Genomic DNA, 15,896 nt, shown 5'->3' on the forward strand with positions numbered 1-15,896 from the left:
GCGGTTGCCGGGTAAAGCAGCACTTCGGGGTTGGTGCGCAGCGTATCCTTGGCCGCCGAAATGTCGTTGCCCCACGACATGATGCTGCCGGGCAGGCCGATGCCGAGGAAGGACAACGTCGCCTCCGTCACGATGAAGACACCCAAATCCAAGGTCGCCAGCACGACAACGGGAGCCATGGAATTAGGTAGTACATGACGGACCAACGTGCCGATCTTCGAGACGCCTAGCGAGCGTGCAGCGGTGACGAAGTCGGCGTTGCGGACCTCGATCACGGCGCCGCGCGTAATGCGGGCCATTTGCGGCCACGCCAAAATGGAGATGACAAGAACGACGGTCCAGACGCTCTTGTTCTCCCGGAAGAACGGAAGCTGAGTGACCACGAGGGCGCCCAGGACCAGAGGCAGCGCGAAGAAGATGTCGCCAAGGCGGGCAATAACGGTATCGATCCAGCCGCCGAAGAAGCCCGCGAGCGCGCCGAGGGTCACACCGATAACTAAGTCCCCGAGGACCGACAACACCCCGACTGCCAATGACGCCTGTGTCCCGTGGATGACACGGGAGTAGATATCGCAGCCTTGGAAAGTGAATCCAAGTGGATGACCCGGCATCGGCGGTCCGCTCGAGTTTGCCAGAAGGCAGTTTCTATTCGGTGCCGTCTGGGTGAAGAGCCCCGGGAAGACCGCCACAACAGTGATCAGCAAGATCATGAATGAGGAGATGATGAACAACGGCCGACGCCGGAGCTTCCGCCAGGCATCGGCCCAGAAGCTAAGTGGCACTGGCCCTGCATTGACGGAATCCGCGGGCAGCAGAGGGGTGTCATCTCCCGATGCCACGAAGTGGCTATTTTGATGATTGCTCTTCATACCGGATCCTCGGATCAAGCCACGCATAAAGGAGGTCGACGAGAAGGTTAGCCACCACAAAGACGAGCACCAGCACGCTGACAATAACCAATACCGTTGGCCCCTCACTTCGCAGGACGGCCTGAAAGAGCTTGTTGCCCACTCCAGGGACGTTGAAGATTCCCTTCGGTGACGACCGTGCCGCCCATCAACCCGCCCAGGTTCGCGCCCAGGTAGGTGACTACGGGAATCATGGAGTTGCGCAGGATGTGCGCCAGGACCACGCGAGGGCGCGATAGACCCTTGGCGGTAGCGGTGCGAACGTAGTCGGCATTCATGTTCTCGATCACCGAGGCGCGCGTCAGCCGCAGCACGTAGGCGAACGACACCAGGCCGAGCACTGTTGCGGGCAGGATGAGCGTGCCCCAATCGGCGTTGGATCCTACTGTCGGTTTTGCCCAACCAAGCTGCACGCCGACGACGAGCTGCAGCACGAAGCCGAGGACGAAGGTCGGGACGGCTATGACGACGAGCGAAGCGACCAGGACGGTGGAGTCAAAGAGCTTCCCCTTGCGCAGGCCGGCGATCAGGCCGAAGGCCACACCGAAGACGGCCTGGATGGCAAGGGCCTCGACGGCGAGCATGGCGGTCACCGGGAAGATCCGGCCAAGGGTCGCGGCGATGGGCTGGCCGGTGAAGTCGACGCCGAGGTTGAAGGTGAACAGGTTCTTCAGGAACAGTCCGTACTGGACCCAGAACGGCTGGTCGAGGTTGTATTGCTGGCGCAGCGCGGCAATGACGGACTCGCTGGGCGGCCGGTCACCGAATAGGGCGCGGATGGGATCGCCCGGGAGGGCAAACACCATGAAGTAGACGAGGAGCGTGGTTCCCAGGAAGACAGGAATGACCTGCAGCAAACGCCGGAGGATGTAACGAACCAACTTGCGGCGCTCCTTCCAGTGCTGATGCTGAAGAGACCCCGGTTGCTTGCGAGCAACCGAACCCTAACGCCATCACGGCAGCTTCAGATCCGGCGGACTATTTGGGCGAAACGTTGTAGTACAGAATGGCTCCATTCCAGCCCGTCTCGGCCGAATTGACATGGTTGCTCCACACAATCGGATGGTTGACGTACCAAAGCGGCAGTCCGGGAAGTTCTTTGAACAGCACCTCCTGGGCCTGATTGAACTTGAGGTCCGCCCCGGTCGTGTCTTTCGCTTGGAGACCTTCCTCGAGCAGGCTGTCAAACTCTGGATACGAAAACCTCTCATAGTTGGACGCTGCTCCGGTCTTCCATACCGGTCCAAGGAAGTTATATAGCGACGGGTAGTCGCCCTGCCAACTACTAGGGGTCAGACCTGGGAGAGTCTGAGATTTACGCAAGTCTAGGAGCTCGGCAAACCGGGCTAGGGATTGAATCTCGACTTGGATGCCGAGGTTATTCCGGAACCCGTTTGCCACGGCTTCCACCCATTCCTTGTTGCCACCGTCCGTGTTCGAGGCAATCTGCAGCGGCTTGGACGAGTCATACGGCTTGATCTTCTCAGCCTGAGCCCACAGATCCCTTGCCATCGCAGGGTCGAATCTCAGCACATCGTTGCCCGGGATCTTGTCGCTGTAGCCGTCAAGGACAGGCGCAGTGAATTCCGTAGCCGGGATTCGTGTACCGCTGAACACCACTTGGCAGATTTCCTCGCGGTTGATCGCATGAGAGAGCGCCTGACGGCGGAGCTTCCCCGCCTCGCCTTGGAAGTTCGGGTTGTAGGGCGGGATGTTCAGTATTCCGTTCAATGCGGCAGGCTTGGCCGCATTCCGGTTTTGGAAGTCTGTTTTATACGTTTTGAGAGCGTTGGATGGTACCACGTCGGTTAGGTCCAGGTTGTCTGCCTGCAGGTCGACGTAGGCTGGGCCTGGATCGGTATAGAACTTGAACGTGACTCCGCCGTTCTTAGCCTTGCGCGGTCCGTCGTACGCATCGTTCCTGACCAGGGAGATGGACTGATCATGAACCCATGCGCCCGTCTTGGCGAATTTGTATGGGCCGTTACCAACGGGATTCTCGCCGTAGGTCTTTGGGTCCTTCAGCGCCGCCGATGGCAAAGGATAAAAGGCAGAATAGCCGAGGCGCGTTGACCAATCTGCTTCCGGTTGGGCGAGCTTTACAGAAATCGTCGAGTCATCCTTGAGCACCAAGCCGGACATAACCTGGGCCGTTGGAGCAGGCACCGTGGTGGTTTTACCGTCGGCGCCGATCGACGTCTGGACGGCGCTCACGGCGTTGTACCCCTCAATAGATTCAAAGAACGAACCGTTAATCTGCAGGTTGGTGCTGAGAGCGGCGAAGTTCCACGAGTCCACAAATGTTTTTGCCGTGATCTCTTCACCGTTGGTGAATTTCTCGCCCTTCTTGACTTTGATGTTCCAGTTCTGAGCGTCAGCGGTCTCGATTGATTCAGCTAATGCATTGACTGGTTTGCCATCCGAGTCGTACGCCCGGAGACCTTCGAACAGTAATTCAACCACCCGGCCACCAAAAGTCTCGTTTGCGTCTGCGGGCAACAGTGGACTCTGTGGCTCATTGCTGTAGGCAGTGATAATTCGGCTTGGGTCGCTGGAGGTACCGCCACCCGTGTTGCCGCCGTCGCATTGAGTCAGGGCAACCAAAGCGATCGCCGCCATACCCAAAGCCGTAGCAATGCGCGTGAAACGCATTCCGCCTCCTCTATGCCGCTGGAGTGGCCAAGGCCATTCGTGCGGAAGCTTTGGCTCGCGCTAGTCGTGCGAGGTGACCTGCGTAGGACCTAATTTTAGTCTCATGGGGTCCAAACTTAGGAAGGCTTTTCGAAACCGGATTCTATGCTTAGGGTGTTTCGCAAAGGGTCCTCGCCAATGTTTTAGCGGTTCTGAATGCGGCCGGCTGTGCTCGGGTGATCCTCGCAAACCGTCTTGCCGAATATACCCAGCGGCACGGTTATAGATGTTTTCGTATCGTCCTTGAACGTGGGACTCGTCCTGACAGGCGAGGATCATTCCCATGGCGCAGCGTTCAGGGTCACGGTGGCGGCCGGGCCGGAGTCTGCGGGAATATGCTGATCCGTTGCTAGTTCCTGCTGTGTACTTTCCTGTTCGATGTGGAGCACTTCGCGGACAACCTGGGTGAGGGTCAGCATGTGTCCACCTGACCAGGCCAGACCGAATTGGATAGGTCCGGCTTGGGACCGCGCCCTAGTGATGATTGATTCGATGCGTCGCTGTTCGGCGGCGAAGAGTGGACGCCCTCGGTCTATACGGTGAGCATCGGCGGCTGCAAGCACGCGGATGGCCTGCTCAACGCGGTGTTGTTCGATGTAGACCCCCGCAAGTGACTCGAGGAGGGCCACGACATTGCCCTGTGCACCAAGCTCAAGAGTCGCGTCGATTGCCTCGTAGATGAGGTGTTCTGCTGTGTCGTAGTCGCCCGCTTGCTCTGTGCTGTCGGCCAGATTGAGCAAGGTGTTCGCAAGGAGAGCACGATCGCCGAGCGGTCGGGCGAGTTCAACGCATTGGCGGCACAGATCGAGGGAACGGGCGAAGTCCCCTGAGTAGAACGCCAACAGACTCAGAACAATCAAGGACGCGACACGTGTCCGAGTGCTTGCACTCGGCAGCGATAATGCTTCTGCCGCGAGTCCCTGAGCAGTGATAGTGTCGTCTCGCTCGGCCGCCTGTGTAGCTAGGCACATCGTTGCCCAAGCAACGCCCTGGTCGTTGCCAGCGCTCAGGAATGCTTGGCGTGACTGGTTGTGAAGGTCGGTGGCTTCGTCGTTGCGACCGAGCATCCAGCACAGTGTGGCTGTTCCGCTGAGGGCGGGAGCCTTAAGTTTCGCCGGGACATCCCGAGCGTCTGCGAGCAGCTTGAGTGCGATTTCGCATTCTTCGGCGACGTTTCCAGTGAGCTCCCAATAGCGCCACAGTTGTCCGACCAGCCGCAGCGCTATGTCAGTGGAGCCGTCCGTGCCGGTGGCCCATAGGAGTGCGGCGCGCAGATCCTGCGCATCGGCATGTAGCAATTGGAAAGTCTCCACTTGATTCTGTCCCCACAGCCGTGGGCCGACGGCTTCGGCTAGGCAAAGGTAGAACTCGGCATGCCGGCGCCGCACCGTTGCCGCATCGGCATGTAATCTGAGGCGGTCGCGGGCGAATTCCCGGATCGAATGTAGCATCGACAGCCGGGTTGCCCCCGAGGTGTCGATGTAGCGACGGAGCAGGCTGTGGCGTGCGAGTACGGTAAGTAGGTCATCGGTCACGTCCTCTAATTCGCGAGCTAATCCGCAGATACTACTGATCGCCGCGATTGTGGGGTCAGCGGCGAAGACTCCGAGCTGATCGAAAAGTTGCCGTTCGGCGGCGCCGAGTAGCTGATAGCTCCATTCAATCGTCGCGGTGAGTGTCCGCTGACGTTCCGGGAGATCGCGGAACGCTGCGGGGAGTGCGGCAAGACTGATCTCGAGATCGTCAAGGAGCGACTGCTCGCTACGATGCCGCAGTTGGGCTGCGGCCAGTTCGATTGCCAGAGGGAGACCGTCCAAGAGACGGCAAAGCTGCGATACGACGGCGGCGTTGCTGGTGTCGAGCCTTAGCTGCGGACGGGCGGCGCGACCGCGTGTCAGAAAGAGTTTCACGGCTGGCACTTCCTGCAGCATCTGCGGCGTCAGCGGCGGGTCGACTGGTGGGAGAGCCAAGGGTGCGAGCTCGTATTCGTACTCTGCGCGCAGTCCAAGAGGTCGTCGACTGGTTACCAGGATGCGCACTCCGGGCGCAGAGGTGAGCATGTCGAGCACCACCGGCCATGCCTCATCTAGTTGCTCGAAGTTGTCCAGCACCAACAACAGCTGGCGGGACCGCAGGAAACCAATCAAGATCTTTAGCAGGTCGACACCTGCCCAGTTGTCCAAGCCAAGCGCGGTGGCTATAGCTGCTGGCACTTGCTCTATCTGAGTAAGCGGGGCAAGGTTGACCCAGCAAATGCCGTCAGCCATTTGCGGGCCGAGGTGCCTTGCGGCCGCCATCGCCAGCCGAGTTTTTCCGCTCCCGCCCGGCCCCGTTAGGGTGACCAGCCTCCATCCTTCGGCGTCGTACAGGGCGCGCAGGGCTTCCAGCTCCGCATCTCGCCCAATTAGTGGCGTAAGATCGGACGGAAGGTTGTCCAGTCGTTGCCTGATCCTGCGATGCCCATCAGCGGCAGGTGCTGCGATTGAACTATCTTGTTGAAGAATCGACCGCTCCAATTGTCGTAGACGCGATCCTGGATCGATGCCCAGTTCTTCCATGAAGACCTTGCGGGCGCTGCGGCAGGTTGCAAGCGCGTCGGCCTGCCGATCGGAGCGGTATAGCGCGAGCACTAGCGACGCCCACAACCGCTCCCGATACGGCTGCTGGGCCACCAACGACTGCAACTCGCCCACCAGCGCGCCGTGCCGACCCAGCGCTAGCTCAACGTCCATCAGGTCCTGGAAGACGTCCAACCGCGTTTGTTCCAACTCATCCAACTCTGGTCGGAGCATCTCGAGATCGGCCAGATCAGGAAAGGCTGGTCCGTTGAAGAGCTCCACTGCCTGGCGAATACTATCGGCTCCTCCGAGCAGATCCCCGGCTTGCACTGCAAGTCCACCGGCAGCCACCTGCTCGCGGAATCGAAGGAAATCGAGCTCGTCCTCTGTTACAGCCAGCACGTAACCGCCGGGATGGCTCGCCAGACGCTGGGATGGAACGCTCGTCGGCCGGCTAGGTTCCAGCATGCGTCTCAGACTCGATATGTACACCTGCAACTGCGGGCCCGGCTTTGCGGGCGGGTTATCGGCCCAGAGAGCTTCTACCAAGAAATCGGATGTCACGACCGAATTGGCCCTTAGTGCAAGGCATTCCAGGACGATTCGCTGCTGACGGGCGCGTATTGCGACCGGCAATCCGTCAACGACAATCTCCAACGGACGTAGGACCCGTATCCAAAGCGCACTCATCGCATTGCACCCCTCACCGGTCGACCCTGCCACCCACCCGACTCACCGCTTATTTGAGATTGGGAGTTGAAGGTCCGCCGCTTCATCCCAATGATGCCCTGCGAACGATAGAGGGTCCAGTGTGTGCCCTTCAAGGCCAGCCCCGGCTCGCAAACGATCCGTGAAACCAGAAACACACCACTTCGCCGACCGCCTAGATCGCTAGGTGTTCGCGGCCAGTCGGATTAAGGCTCGCTTAAGCCCTCGGAGCGACCCTATTACCAAGGACCGATACAAGTCGTACCGATCCGAAGGCACTAGGTGATCAAGAGGAGATTCTGATCATGAAAAGAGTAGAAACTTCCGGGATCAGCAAACCGTCGCACGGGAGCACTTATGTGGAGGCAGCCCGAGTCCATTACCCGCTCGCGGGGTCAGCATCAAGCACTGAGCGGCGGACCACACTGATAAAAGATCACCATGAAAGCTGGGGTCAGAATCTTTGGCCAGACTGCCTGGACTGACGGCCCGCAGCGCGCGCCGCCCCTTTTCAGCAAAACCACCCGCCGACATTCATCTGGAGTTCGTCATGATCCGCAAAATCTGGACAACAGCCATCCTTCTCGCCACCGCCCTCGGTTTCGCCGCTGCCGCTGCCGGACCAGCAGCCGCCGGGCTACAGACGAACCACTGCGAACCGCCAAACCGCCGCTGACCCCGCGTCGCGCTCCGCCAAATCCAAGCTCATCACCTGATAGGAGATCGTCATGTTCCGCAAAATCTGGACAACAGCCATCCTTCTCGCCACCTCGGTCGGTATCGCCGCAGCTACCGCGGGCGCCGCAACTGCCGGAGAAAGACTCAACCACTGTGAACCGCTCATCGTCCGCTGACACTCGGGCCAACCCAATTATTTGCCACAGGACCTGGAGCGCATCATTTTCCGCAGAATTTGGACGAGCGCCCTTTCACTGATAGCCGTCATCGGCTTCGCAACCGCCGGCCCAGCAGCCGCAGGAGTGGCAATCAACCATTGCGACCCGGTCCGCAGTCGCCAATCATCGACCTCCCCAGTCCCTTGCCCTCAGCATCGTCACTGAGGGCAGGGGCCGGCGACGACAACGGGAGGGGATCTAGATGATACTGACAGCCATCAAGGCGCGACGGCTGCACAACAAAGCCCGCTCCCTCTGGAGGGCTGGTCAAGGTGAACGTGCAGGTCAAGTAGCGCTCCGCGCACTGGAGCTATTGCCTCCGCCTCGAGGAAAACGCTTATCCCAAGCCGCTGACCGCGTCGCGACCCTGGTGACCCTCGCACAATTCGCTTCCGGTCTAGCAGAACACGACGAGGCACACAGTCGATGCGACGAAGCTCTGACCCTTCTCGAGCAGGCCGAACCTGGCTACCGTAGGGACAAATGGCTCGTCGAAGTCCTTGTCCATCAGGGAAACACACAGCGGTTGACTGCACGATTCAGTGAAGCGCTGGCCACACTGACCCGTGCATTGGAAATCTCTCAGCATGTCCCAGACGCACCGGTGCTGCCGTCCGGCCCGCTCAATGCCCTTGGGATCCTGGCGAAGGATCTCGGTGACTATGCGGAGGCAGCCCGCCGCTACAATGATGCCCTGCAGTTGCTGAGGAAGAACGGAGGACGCAACTCGGCACAGCTCGCGGGTATTCACCACAATCTTGCAGGCCTGGCCTATGCCCAGGGATTCTTCTATCAAGCTGACGACCCGGCGCATGAAGCGGTCCGGTTGCGGCGCAGCGCCGTTCCTCCGGACCTTGACGGACTCGCCGCCGATTTGTCCGTCCTTGGCTCTGTCCTTGCGGGGCAAGAGCGCTTTGAGGAAGCCGGATTGGTCCTGTCCGAGGCACTCGCTTACTGGCGCTCACGCTACGGCGACAGCCACTACGAAGTGGCCGTCCAACTCAATAGTCTCGCTGCGATCTATCAAACCCGGCGAGAGTATTCATCTGCCGAGGCAGCACTCGACGAAGCCTTGGCGATCAAACGTAACCTCCTCGGAGATCACCATCCGGAAATCGCCGTAATACTGAACAACCTTGCAACTGTGTACACCGATACAGGTCGCAAGTGGGCGGCGGCGAATTGCTACAAGGAGGCCATCGAGATATTCAGCCAGACCCTGGGGGGAAACCATCCGAGCACGCTCATTTGCCTTCAGAACCAACGTGGGCTCGCGGAGTAGCGCCTCAGAAGAACGAACCCAAGCCCGCAAACAATCGCCCAAGCGCCGATCGCTGTGCCAGCCCGCGCCCCACGACGACAGAGGGAAAAGAAGGCTCAGTGCAAACGATCCGTCCCCCACACCGGAAAATAGCCTGGCATTGCTTCGGGTAGTCATGTTGCCTGCCATCCCACGCCCCATGGACGAATGACAGACCACGAAGGCGCCACCTTCAGACACAGGAACAAGGACCCCCATTCACTCGACGCGGATCACAGAAGAGCGACACGCACACCCGCTCGACCCAAGTCATGTTGCCACCCGATCGAGCGACCATGAACAAATGAAAGACCACACAAGCCGCACGGCACATGAGGAGCGGAACAAGGAGTAGATGCGCAACATCCGACCCGGAGGAGCGAACCGGCACCAATTCTGCTCAGGTCATGTCGCCAAAGATCCCAGTCGCCATGAACAAGCAGGAAACAACAACAGGGCACGCGCCAGCAGAGGGAAGAGGAACCAAATGCACACGACACGACTCTCGGAAAGAGAAGCCGGAAACGGCTTGATCCTCGTCATGCGCCAGGACCAGGACCACCCATGGAGAAGTGCTGATCACCCCAACGGCGGACCACGGCAAAGGAAAGGAGAAAGCCGGCCACAACAAGGGCCACCACCAAAACTCCATAATGCTGTACACACCAAGAGATGATTTGTGCACACTCAGAGGCCCAAAAAGGGCCCCTGACATGGGAAAACGTGCCCGAGGTGGGACTCGAACCGCATTCCTCCCCTTGATATCCCGCCCCTCCCCCGAAAACATAGCCAATACGAGCCAGTCCGGCCGATATACGGCCGACTCCGACACCCCAGGGTGTGTACGTTGTACACACCTTCTTTTCTGGCCACTTTGCTGCAAGATCCAGACGATTGCCGCGCCTGCCGAGGCGCGATAATTCTGCATCACGCCCAAACTGAATCAGGTCCCGATGGCCAGCTGTCAAGGATCGCGCCGGGACGAAGCCGATCGCGGCGGCGACCGAAGGCCGATGGAAGCAAAAAGAAACGGGCTGGAATTCGATGGATGGCATGGCGCGGTCTTCACTCCTTTCAACCATCTCATGGCTTGAATGGCCGGAACCGGCGTGACCGCACACTAACCGGGGCGGCAAGAGCAGTCAGAAACGGCGCACGATACCGTTCGGTAACATAATGGAATCCAACGTGGGAGGACACATGGCAGATGCCAACAGCATCGACACCCCGCGAGGGCCGGTGGCCTTATCGGTTCCCGCCGTAAGGAACAAGGGCTTTCGCAACAGGCGCTGGCCGATGCCGCCCGGGTTTCACGAAAATTCGTCGTTGATCTCGAAGCCGGTCACGAACCCTGGCTGGCATGGGGATCGGCGATGCCAATGTATTGGGTGGTTGTGTACTCGGCGATGCCTTCGGCGCCGCCCTCGCGGCCGAGTCCGGATTGCTTGACGCCGCCGAAGGGTGCTGCGGCGTTAGAGATGACGCCGGCGTTGAAGCCGACCATGCCGAACTCGATCTGCTCGGCTACGCGGAACATGCGAGCGTAGTCGCTGGTGTACAGGTATGAGGCGAGACCGTATTCGCTGGCGTTGGCCAAGGCGATCGCTTGTTCCTCGGTGCTGAAAGTCGTTATCGGCGCGACGGGACCGAAAATCTCGGTACGCAGGATTTCGGCATTGTTGGGGACGTTGGCCAGCACCGTGGGCGGGTAGAAGTAGCCGGGACCATCCACGGGTGCACCGCCGGTGACCGCGACGGCTCCGGCGTCGACGGCGGCACTTACGAGGGCATGGACTTCGTCGCGAGCGCGGGCGTCGATGAGCGGGCCGACCGTCGAGTCCGGTGCGGTGCCGCGGCCGGTGGTGAGGGCGCCCATGGCCGCGGCGAGCTTGGCGGTGAATTCCTGGGCGACGGATGCCTGGACGAGGAAGCGGTTGGCCGCGGTGCAGGCCTCGCCCATGTTCCGCATTTTGGCGGCCATCGCGCCTTGCACGGCCTTATCCAGGTCGGCGTCTTCGAAGACGATGAAAGGCGCGTTGCCTCCGAGGTCCATCGAAGTACGCAGGACGTTCTGCGCGGCGTCGGCCATGAGACGCTTGCCCACCGGGGTGGAGCCGGTGAAAGAGACCTTCCGGAGCCGGGGGTCTGCGAGCAGCGGCCCGGAAATCCCGGAAGCGCTGGCGGACGCCACGACGTTGAGGACTCCGGCGGGAAGGCCTGCGTCGAGCATGGTCTGGGCGAAGAGCTGGGCGGTCAGCGGGGTGAGTTTGGCGGGTTTAAGGACCATAGTGCAGCTGGCGGCGACGGCGGGGGCGACCTTGCGGGTGGCCATGGCGAGGGGGAAGTTCCACGGGGTAATGAGCAAGCACGGGCCCACCGGTTTGTGCTGGACCAGGATCTTGTTCTTGCCCTCGGGGCTCGTGAGGTAGCGTCCGTAATCGCGGACCGTCTCCTCGGCGAACCAGCGCAGGAACTCCGCACCGTAGGCCACCTCGCCACGGGCCTCGGCCAGGGGCTTGCCCATTTCCAGGGTCATCAGGAGCGCGAAGTCCTCCGCCCGTTCGGTCACTAGGTCAAACGCGCGGCGCAGGATTTCGGACCGTTCCCGGGGTGCGCTGCGCGCCCAGGCGGCCTGGGCCGCGTCGGCGGCGTCAAGGGCGGCGACAGCGTCCTGGCTCGTCGCGGAGGCCAACGTGGAGAGCACGTCCCCGGTGGCGGGATCGTTCACGTCGAACGTGCCGCCGTCGGACGCCTCACGCCACTGCCCGTTGATCAGCAGCCCGGTCGGGACGGACGCGAGGAGTTCTGCTTCACGCTCGAGGGTAACGGTGTTTCCTGCAGCCACTGAGGGCTCCTTCCAAAGGTCTTGGTGCGTTGGTCATCGTGTGGAAATCTCCATCCTCGATCCGGTCGTTGAAGAGCTGGATGATCCAGTTTCCGCCGTGGGGCACCGCTCAGCCGCAGTGAGGACCTCATCGAGCCACGCCACCCGATTGCTGAATCGGGTGATCTTCGAAGGCGCCGCCCACCGGAAGGCGTCGTGTTCGTCATTGATCGTCAACCTGCGTCGCGGCGTGACAACCGTGAAGGTGTGCACGAGCCATGGATTGCCTTCCTGGTCTACGAGGAGAAGCAGCGCCCCTTGGCGGAAATCGATCAGCTCGTTGTCGGTCAGCCCTGTTTCCTCGCGGAGTTCCACAAGAGCATGCTCTTCCGGTGTGGCTCCGGACTCCAGATATCCGGTAATGCAGTGCCAGCGTCCCCGGTCGTGTCCGACGGATTGGCTTCGTTTGAAGAGGGCAATTCGTCCGCGCCACTCGATGATCACAGCCACTACCTCACGGGCCGTGGATTCTGCGGGCGGGCTTGCTTCTTCGCTTTCCGGTAACAGGGTTGCGAGACTCATCTTGATCCTCGTCCAGTTCGATCGGTGGGCGGCGGGTTGGATTGCGCCGGGTGTCGGCGCCGGCCGAACCGCCGTCGTGCGGTCGGGTCCGTGGCTCCCCGCATGTCTGTGGGGAGCCACCTCGCTTTAGAGGGTCCGTCCAGTTGCGCTGCGGTCCAGCATGTCGTGCCCGGAGAGGCGCCGACGGCGGTGGGTGAGGAAGTAGACGCCGGTCGCGACGGCTGCTCCGACGTAGTAGGAGAGGTCACCGATCTGCGGGAATGCTGTGGCGATGGGGCCGGTGTAGATGGACGACATCCAGAACGGGGAGGAAAGGACGACGCCGGCAGCCCAGGCCACGAAGCCCCATTCGAACTTCCTGCTCTTATCGAATAGCTCGCGAAGTCCTCGCTCGGTCCGCCGGCCTCCGAACAAGTAGTCGCAGACGAGGACCGCGACGTACGGGGCGATGCAATATGCGGTCAGGTTGAGGAATGCCGTGAAGCCTTCGTTGAACCCGCCCTGGCCCCAGAGTGCCACAAGGTAGGAGGCAATGCAGATGAAGATGACTCCGGTGTGGCGTTTGACGGGCACACCCATGGTCTGGATGGAGATGGCACCGCCGTAGACGTTCAGGAAGTTCTGCGTGAAGGAGGACAGTGCGACGACGCCGAGGCCGATCGGCGCCCACCCGCCCATGAGTTCCTTGAGGGCGCCGATACTGTCGGAGGCGGTGGCGGTTGAGCCGAGGACCGTGCCGAGAATGCCCATCCAGACCATCGTGACGGCGTTGCCGAGCATGGTGGCCCATCCGGCGCCGCGGCGGTTGCCGGCGGTGTTGGGCAGGTAGGGAGAGTAGTCGGAGGCGAAGGGCATCCAGGCCACGATGAAGGAGAAGAACCAGCCGAAGAAGATGATCCATCCGCCGATGCCGTCGAAACCCTTTGCCGCGGGATTGAAGTCATTGACGATACGTCCGTTGGCGGCGGCCACGACGGTGATGAAGACGAAGCCGATCACCAGGACGAAGGAAAGGATGCGCTGGAGGAAGTGAATCAAGTTGTACCCGATGACCGCCACGCCAAGCTGGATGCCCATCAGGACGAGCGACGAGAGCCAGAAGGGAATGTCGGTGAGCAGTGCGATGGCCTTGCCGCCGAGGATGACAGTCACTGCCGCCCAGCCGATGCCGGCGAAGACGTTCACGTATGCCACGGGGAACAGGTTGCCGATGAATCCGAGCGGACCGCGCCCTTGCATCTGCTGCGGCACGCCCAGCCGGACGCCCATCGCGGAGAGGTAACCCATTCCGGCCGAGGAGGTCACACCTGCAAGCACGATCGCCAGGGCTGCGGCCCAGAAGGGGAGTCCGAAGTAGGTGGCGCTGAAGCCGAGGACGACGATGGGGAAGTTCATGCCGGCCGCGAACCAGAGGAAGAACTGCGAACGCGGCTTGCCGTGGCGTTCGACGTCGGGGATGTGCTCGATGCCGTACGGCTCGATCTTGGTGAGGCTGTCGCGATAGCCGCGATCTACAGCAATGCTGTCTTCTGAGACGGAACTCATGGTGTCTGGGCTCATTTTTTGTCCTATGGTGGAATGCGCACCTAGGTGCGCTGCTTGAGAGAGCAGGTTGTGTCGGTGCGGCTGGTTTCCCGTGCAAGGCTCATCAGCCGTGCCGACACTTAGAGTTCGGCGAGATTTCCGCCGTCGTAGAACCGTCCGGCCTTATAGACCATCGGCGCAGAGTCGTCGATTTCGGCGTGCCGGACTCGACAGATGAAGACCGTGTGGGTCTTGGCTTGGAAGCGCTCTTGGATCTCGGCTTCCAACGAGGCCGCCGATCCATCCAGAAGCGGACTGCCGTTGGGTCCCTCGTGCCACTCGAGCTCTGCAAACTTGTCCGGAGCTTTGGAGGCGAAAACACGAACAGTTTCGCGTTGTCCGGTTCCCAGGATGTTGATGCCCAGGTGGCTCGATGAGAACAACGCCGGGTATGTGCTCGAGGTTTTCTGGACACAGATCAAAACCAAGGGCGGCTCAATGGAGACCGAGCAGTACGAGTTTGCGGCCAGCCCTTTAGGGGTTTCGCCTTCCTTGGTGGTGACCACGGTGACGCCGGTGATGAACTGGCGGTTGAACGCTTTCATCAAGTCTGCGTGAAGCTCCGGGGACTCCCCGCTGTCTCCAACTTCAGGTGTAGCCGTCCCCCGCAGTGGGCGAATCCCGAGTGCGGCCAGCAGCTCACTACCGTCCCACGTCACGGTTTCCTTCGTGATCTTTCCGTCCTTGAGGACCAGGATGTTTGAGCCCCTGGTCTGGACGGTGAGTCCTGTTGCCGGAACGCCGAGGTACTCGTGGATGTGGGTGCCGGTGGACGTCCAGAAGACGGCAACCGTTCCGTCCCCTTCAACGATGTTGTCGATGGTCGTGCGCAGGTCCGGGAAAGCTTCCCGCACCGCGGCGATCTCGGCTTTTAGACCGGTGATGTCGACGGTTGCGCCCGTCGCCTTGCTGATTCGCGTGTAGCCATCCGCTACGAGACCGTCAAGGGCATTGAGGTCACCCTTGTCCCAGGCGTCGCGCCAAGCTGATGTGATGAGCGGTTCCAGAGTCTGTTGCATACCAATGACGGTAAGGCAGGTCACATGTTGGGGTCAATAGTCTGACTAAAAGTCCTTGAAATTAGCGGAAGTTCCCGGAAGTCGAGAAAAGTTGATCGAACTCTTGACCGGCTTCATGCATGCATCATAAGCTGCTTGCATGCAAGACGCTCTGATATCCACTACCGAAGCCGTCGAGCAGGAAGGCCTCCTCGACAGGATCCGGAGGCTCGTCCTGGGCGGCGAGTTCCCGCCCGGCGCGCTCCTGCCCGAGGCTTACCTCGCCCAGGAGTTCGAGGTCAGCCGGACTCCTGTTCGGGAGGCGCTTAAACAACTCCAGCAAGAAGGGCTGGTGGAAATCCGCCCGAAGGTCGGAACCTTCGTGCGGGAGCCCACCCGTCGGGAGATCGTCGAACTCTTCCAGCTCAAGGAATCCTTGGAGGGCTTGGCCGCATCGCTGCTGGCCCGGCGCGGGGAGGCCTCCGAGCTGTCGGTGCTCCGACGGAACCTCCAGGACTCCGACGAGGCAGTCCTCACGGGAGACAAGGAGGCCTATGCCCGGCTCGTCCACGAATTCCACTGGACGATTGTCCGCGGCTCGGACAACCTCAAGCTTTACGAACACTATGAACGGCTCATGAACCAGCTGGCGTACCAGAGGCTCGTAGTGCGCACCGTCGAACACCCGGGCCGGATCGCCGCCTCCACCCGGGAGCACCATGCAGTCCTCGAAATGATTGAGCACAAGGACCCCTTCGGCGCGGAAGCGGCCATGCGGAACCACGTATACGCTACGTCCCGCGAAGCCCTGAACCCCGACCCTGCGTTGGAACGCCGGAACTAACAG

The 15,896-nt window shown here is 60.9% G+C and carries 11 protein-coding genes and 1 pseudogene; 4 read left to right on the forward strand and 8 right to left on the reverse strand.

Annotated elements, in window-relative coordinates:
* The 4 genes and pseudogenes from HNP00_RS22380 to HNP00_RS22395 all read right to left on the reverse strand — a co-directional run.
* Positions 1–869: ABC transporter permease (locus tag HNP00_RS22380; RefSeq protein WP_184741921.1), on the reverse strand; the 869-nt coding region annotated here is incomplete at its 3' end.
* A pseudogene (locus HNP00_RS22385) lies at positions 847–1,789 on the reverse strand (ABC transporter permease). The pseudogene HNP00_RS22385 and the gene HNP00_RS22380, both read right to left, overlap by 23 nt.
* 97 nt (positions 1,790–1,886) lie before the next feature.
* The gene (locus tag HNP00_RS22390) at positions 1,887–3,560 is read right to left on the reverse strand and encodes an ABC transporter substrate-binding protein (RefSeq protein ID WP_184741922.1); all 1,674 of its coding nucleotides are present in this window, start codon (positions 3,558–3,560) and stop codon (positions 1,887–1,889) included.
* A gap of 314 nt (positions 3,561–3,874) precedes the next feature.
* Positions 3,875–6,847 carry a BTAD domain-containing putative transcriptional regulator gene (locus HNP00_RS22395; RefSeq protein ID WP_184741923.1) on the reverse strand — a complete coding sequence of 991 codons (2,973 nt, stop codon included), beginning with the start codon at positions 6,845–6,847 and terminating at the stop codon, positions 3,875–3,877.
* A gap of 568 nt (positions 6,848–7,415) precedes the next feature.
* Here HNP00_RS22395 and HNP00_RS23570 point away from each other — a divergent pair.
* The 3 genes from HNP00_RS23570 to HNP00_RS22400 all read left to right on the forward strand — a co-directional run bounded on the left by HNP00_RS23570 (position 7,416) and on the right by HNP00_RS22400 (position 9,043).
* Complete coding sequence (locus HNP00_RS23570) at positions 7,416–7,541, forward strand: hypothetical protein (protein WP_260405132.1); 126 nt, start codon at positions 7,416–7,418, stop codon at positions 7,539–7,541.
* A gap of 52 nt (positions 7,542–7,593) precedes the next feature.
* A complete protein-coding gene (locus HNP00_RS23575; protein ID WP_260405133.1) occupies positions 7,594–7,719 on the forward strand; it encodes a hypothetical protein in 126 nt (41 codons plus the stop codon).
* A gap of 244 nt (positions 7,720–7,963) precedes the next feature.
* A complete protein-coding gene (locus HNP00_RS22400; RefSeq protein ID WP_184741924.1) occupies positions 7,964–9,043 on the forward strand; it encodes a tetratricopeptide repeat protein in 1,080 nt (359 codons plus the stop codon).
* A 1,360-nt stretch (positions 9,044–10,403) separates the two neighbouring features.
* On the opposite strand, the gene HNP00_RS22410 is transcribed toward HNP00_RS22400, so the two are convergent.
* The 4 genes from HNP00_RS22410 to HNP00_RS22425 form a co-directional block, all read right to left on the reverse strand.
* Positions 10,404–11,906: an NAD-dependent succinate-semialdehyde dehydrogenase gene (locus HNP00_RS22410; RefSeq protein WP_184741925.1), complete on the reverse strand. Its 1,503-nt coding sequence runs from the start codon at positions 11,904–11,906 to the stop codon at positions 10,404–10,406.
* 33 nt (positions 11,907–11,939) lie between these two features.
* Positions 11,940–12,467, reverse strand: coding sequence for an NUDIX domain-containing protein (locus HNP00_RS22415; RefSeq protein ID WP_184741926.1), 528 nt, complete (start codon positions 12,465–12,467; stop codon positions 11,940–11,942).
* Positions 12,468–12,593: 126 nt separating this feature from the next.
* Positions 12,594–14,027 (reverse strand): cytosine permease, encoded by a 1,434-nt coding sequence (locus HNP00_RS22420; RefSeq protein ID WP_184741927.1) that lies wholly within the window; start codon positions 14,025–14,027, stop codon positions 12,594–12,596.
* A gap of 104 nt (positions 14,028–14,131) precedes the next feature.
* A complete protein-coding gene (locus HNP00_RS22425; RefSeq protein WP_184741928.1) occupies positions 14,132–15,070 on the reverse strand; it encodes a flavin reductase in 939 nt (312 codons plus the stop codon).
* Between the two features lie 139 nt (positions 15,071–15,209).
* On the opposite strand from HNP00_RS22425, the gene HNP00_RS22430 reads away from it, so the two are divergent.
* Positions 15,210–15,893, forward strand: coding sequence for a GntR family transcriptional regulator (locus HNP00_RS22430; RefSeq protein WP_184741929.1), 684 nt, complete (start codon positions 15,210–15,212; stop codon positions 15,891–15,893).
* The last annotated feature ends 3 nt before the right edge of the window (positions 15,894–15,896 follow it).

Origin of the sequence: Arthrobacter sp. AZCC_0090 (assembly GCF_014207375.1) — a bacterium.
Taxonomy (GTDB): domain Bacteria; phylum Actinomycetota; class Actinomycetes; order Actinomycetales; family Micrococcaceae; genus Arthrobacter.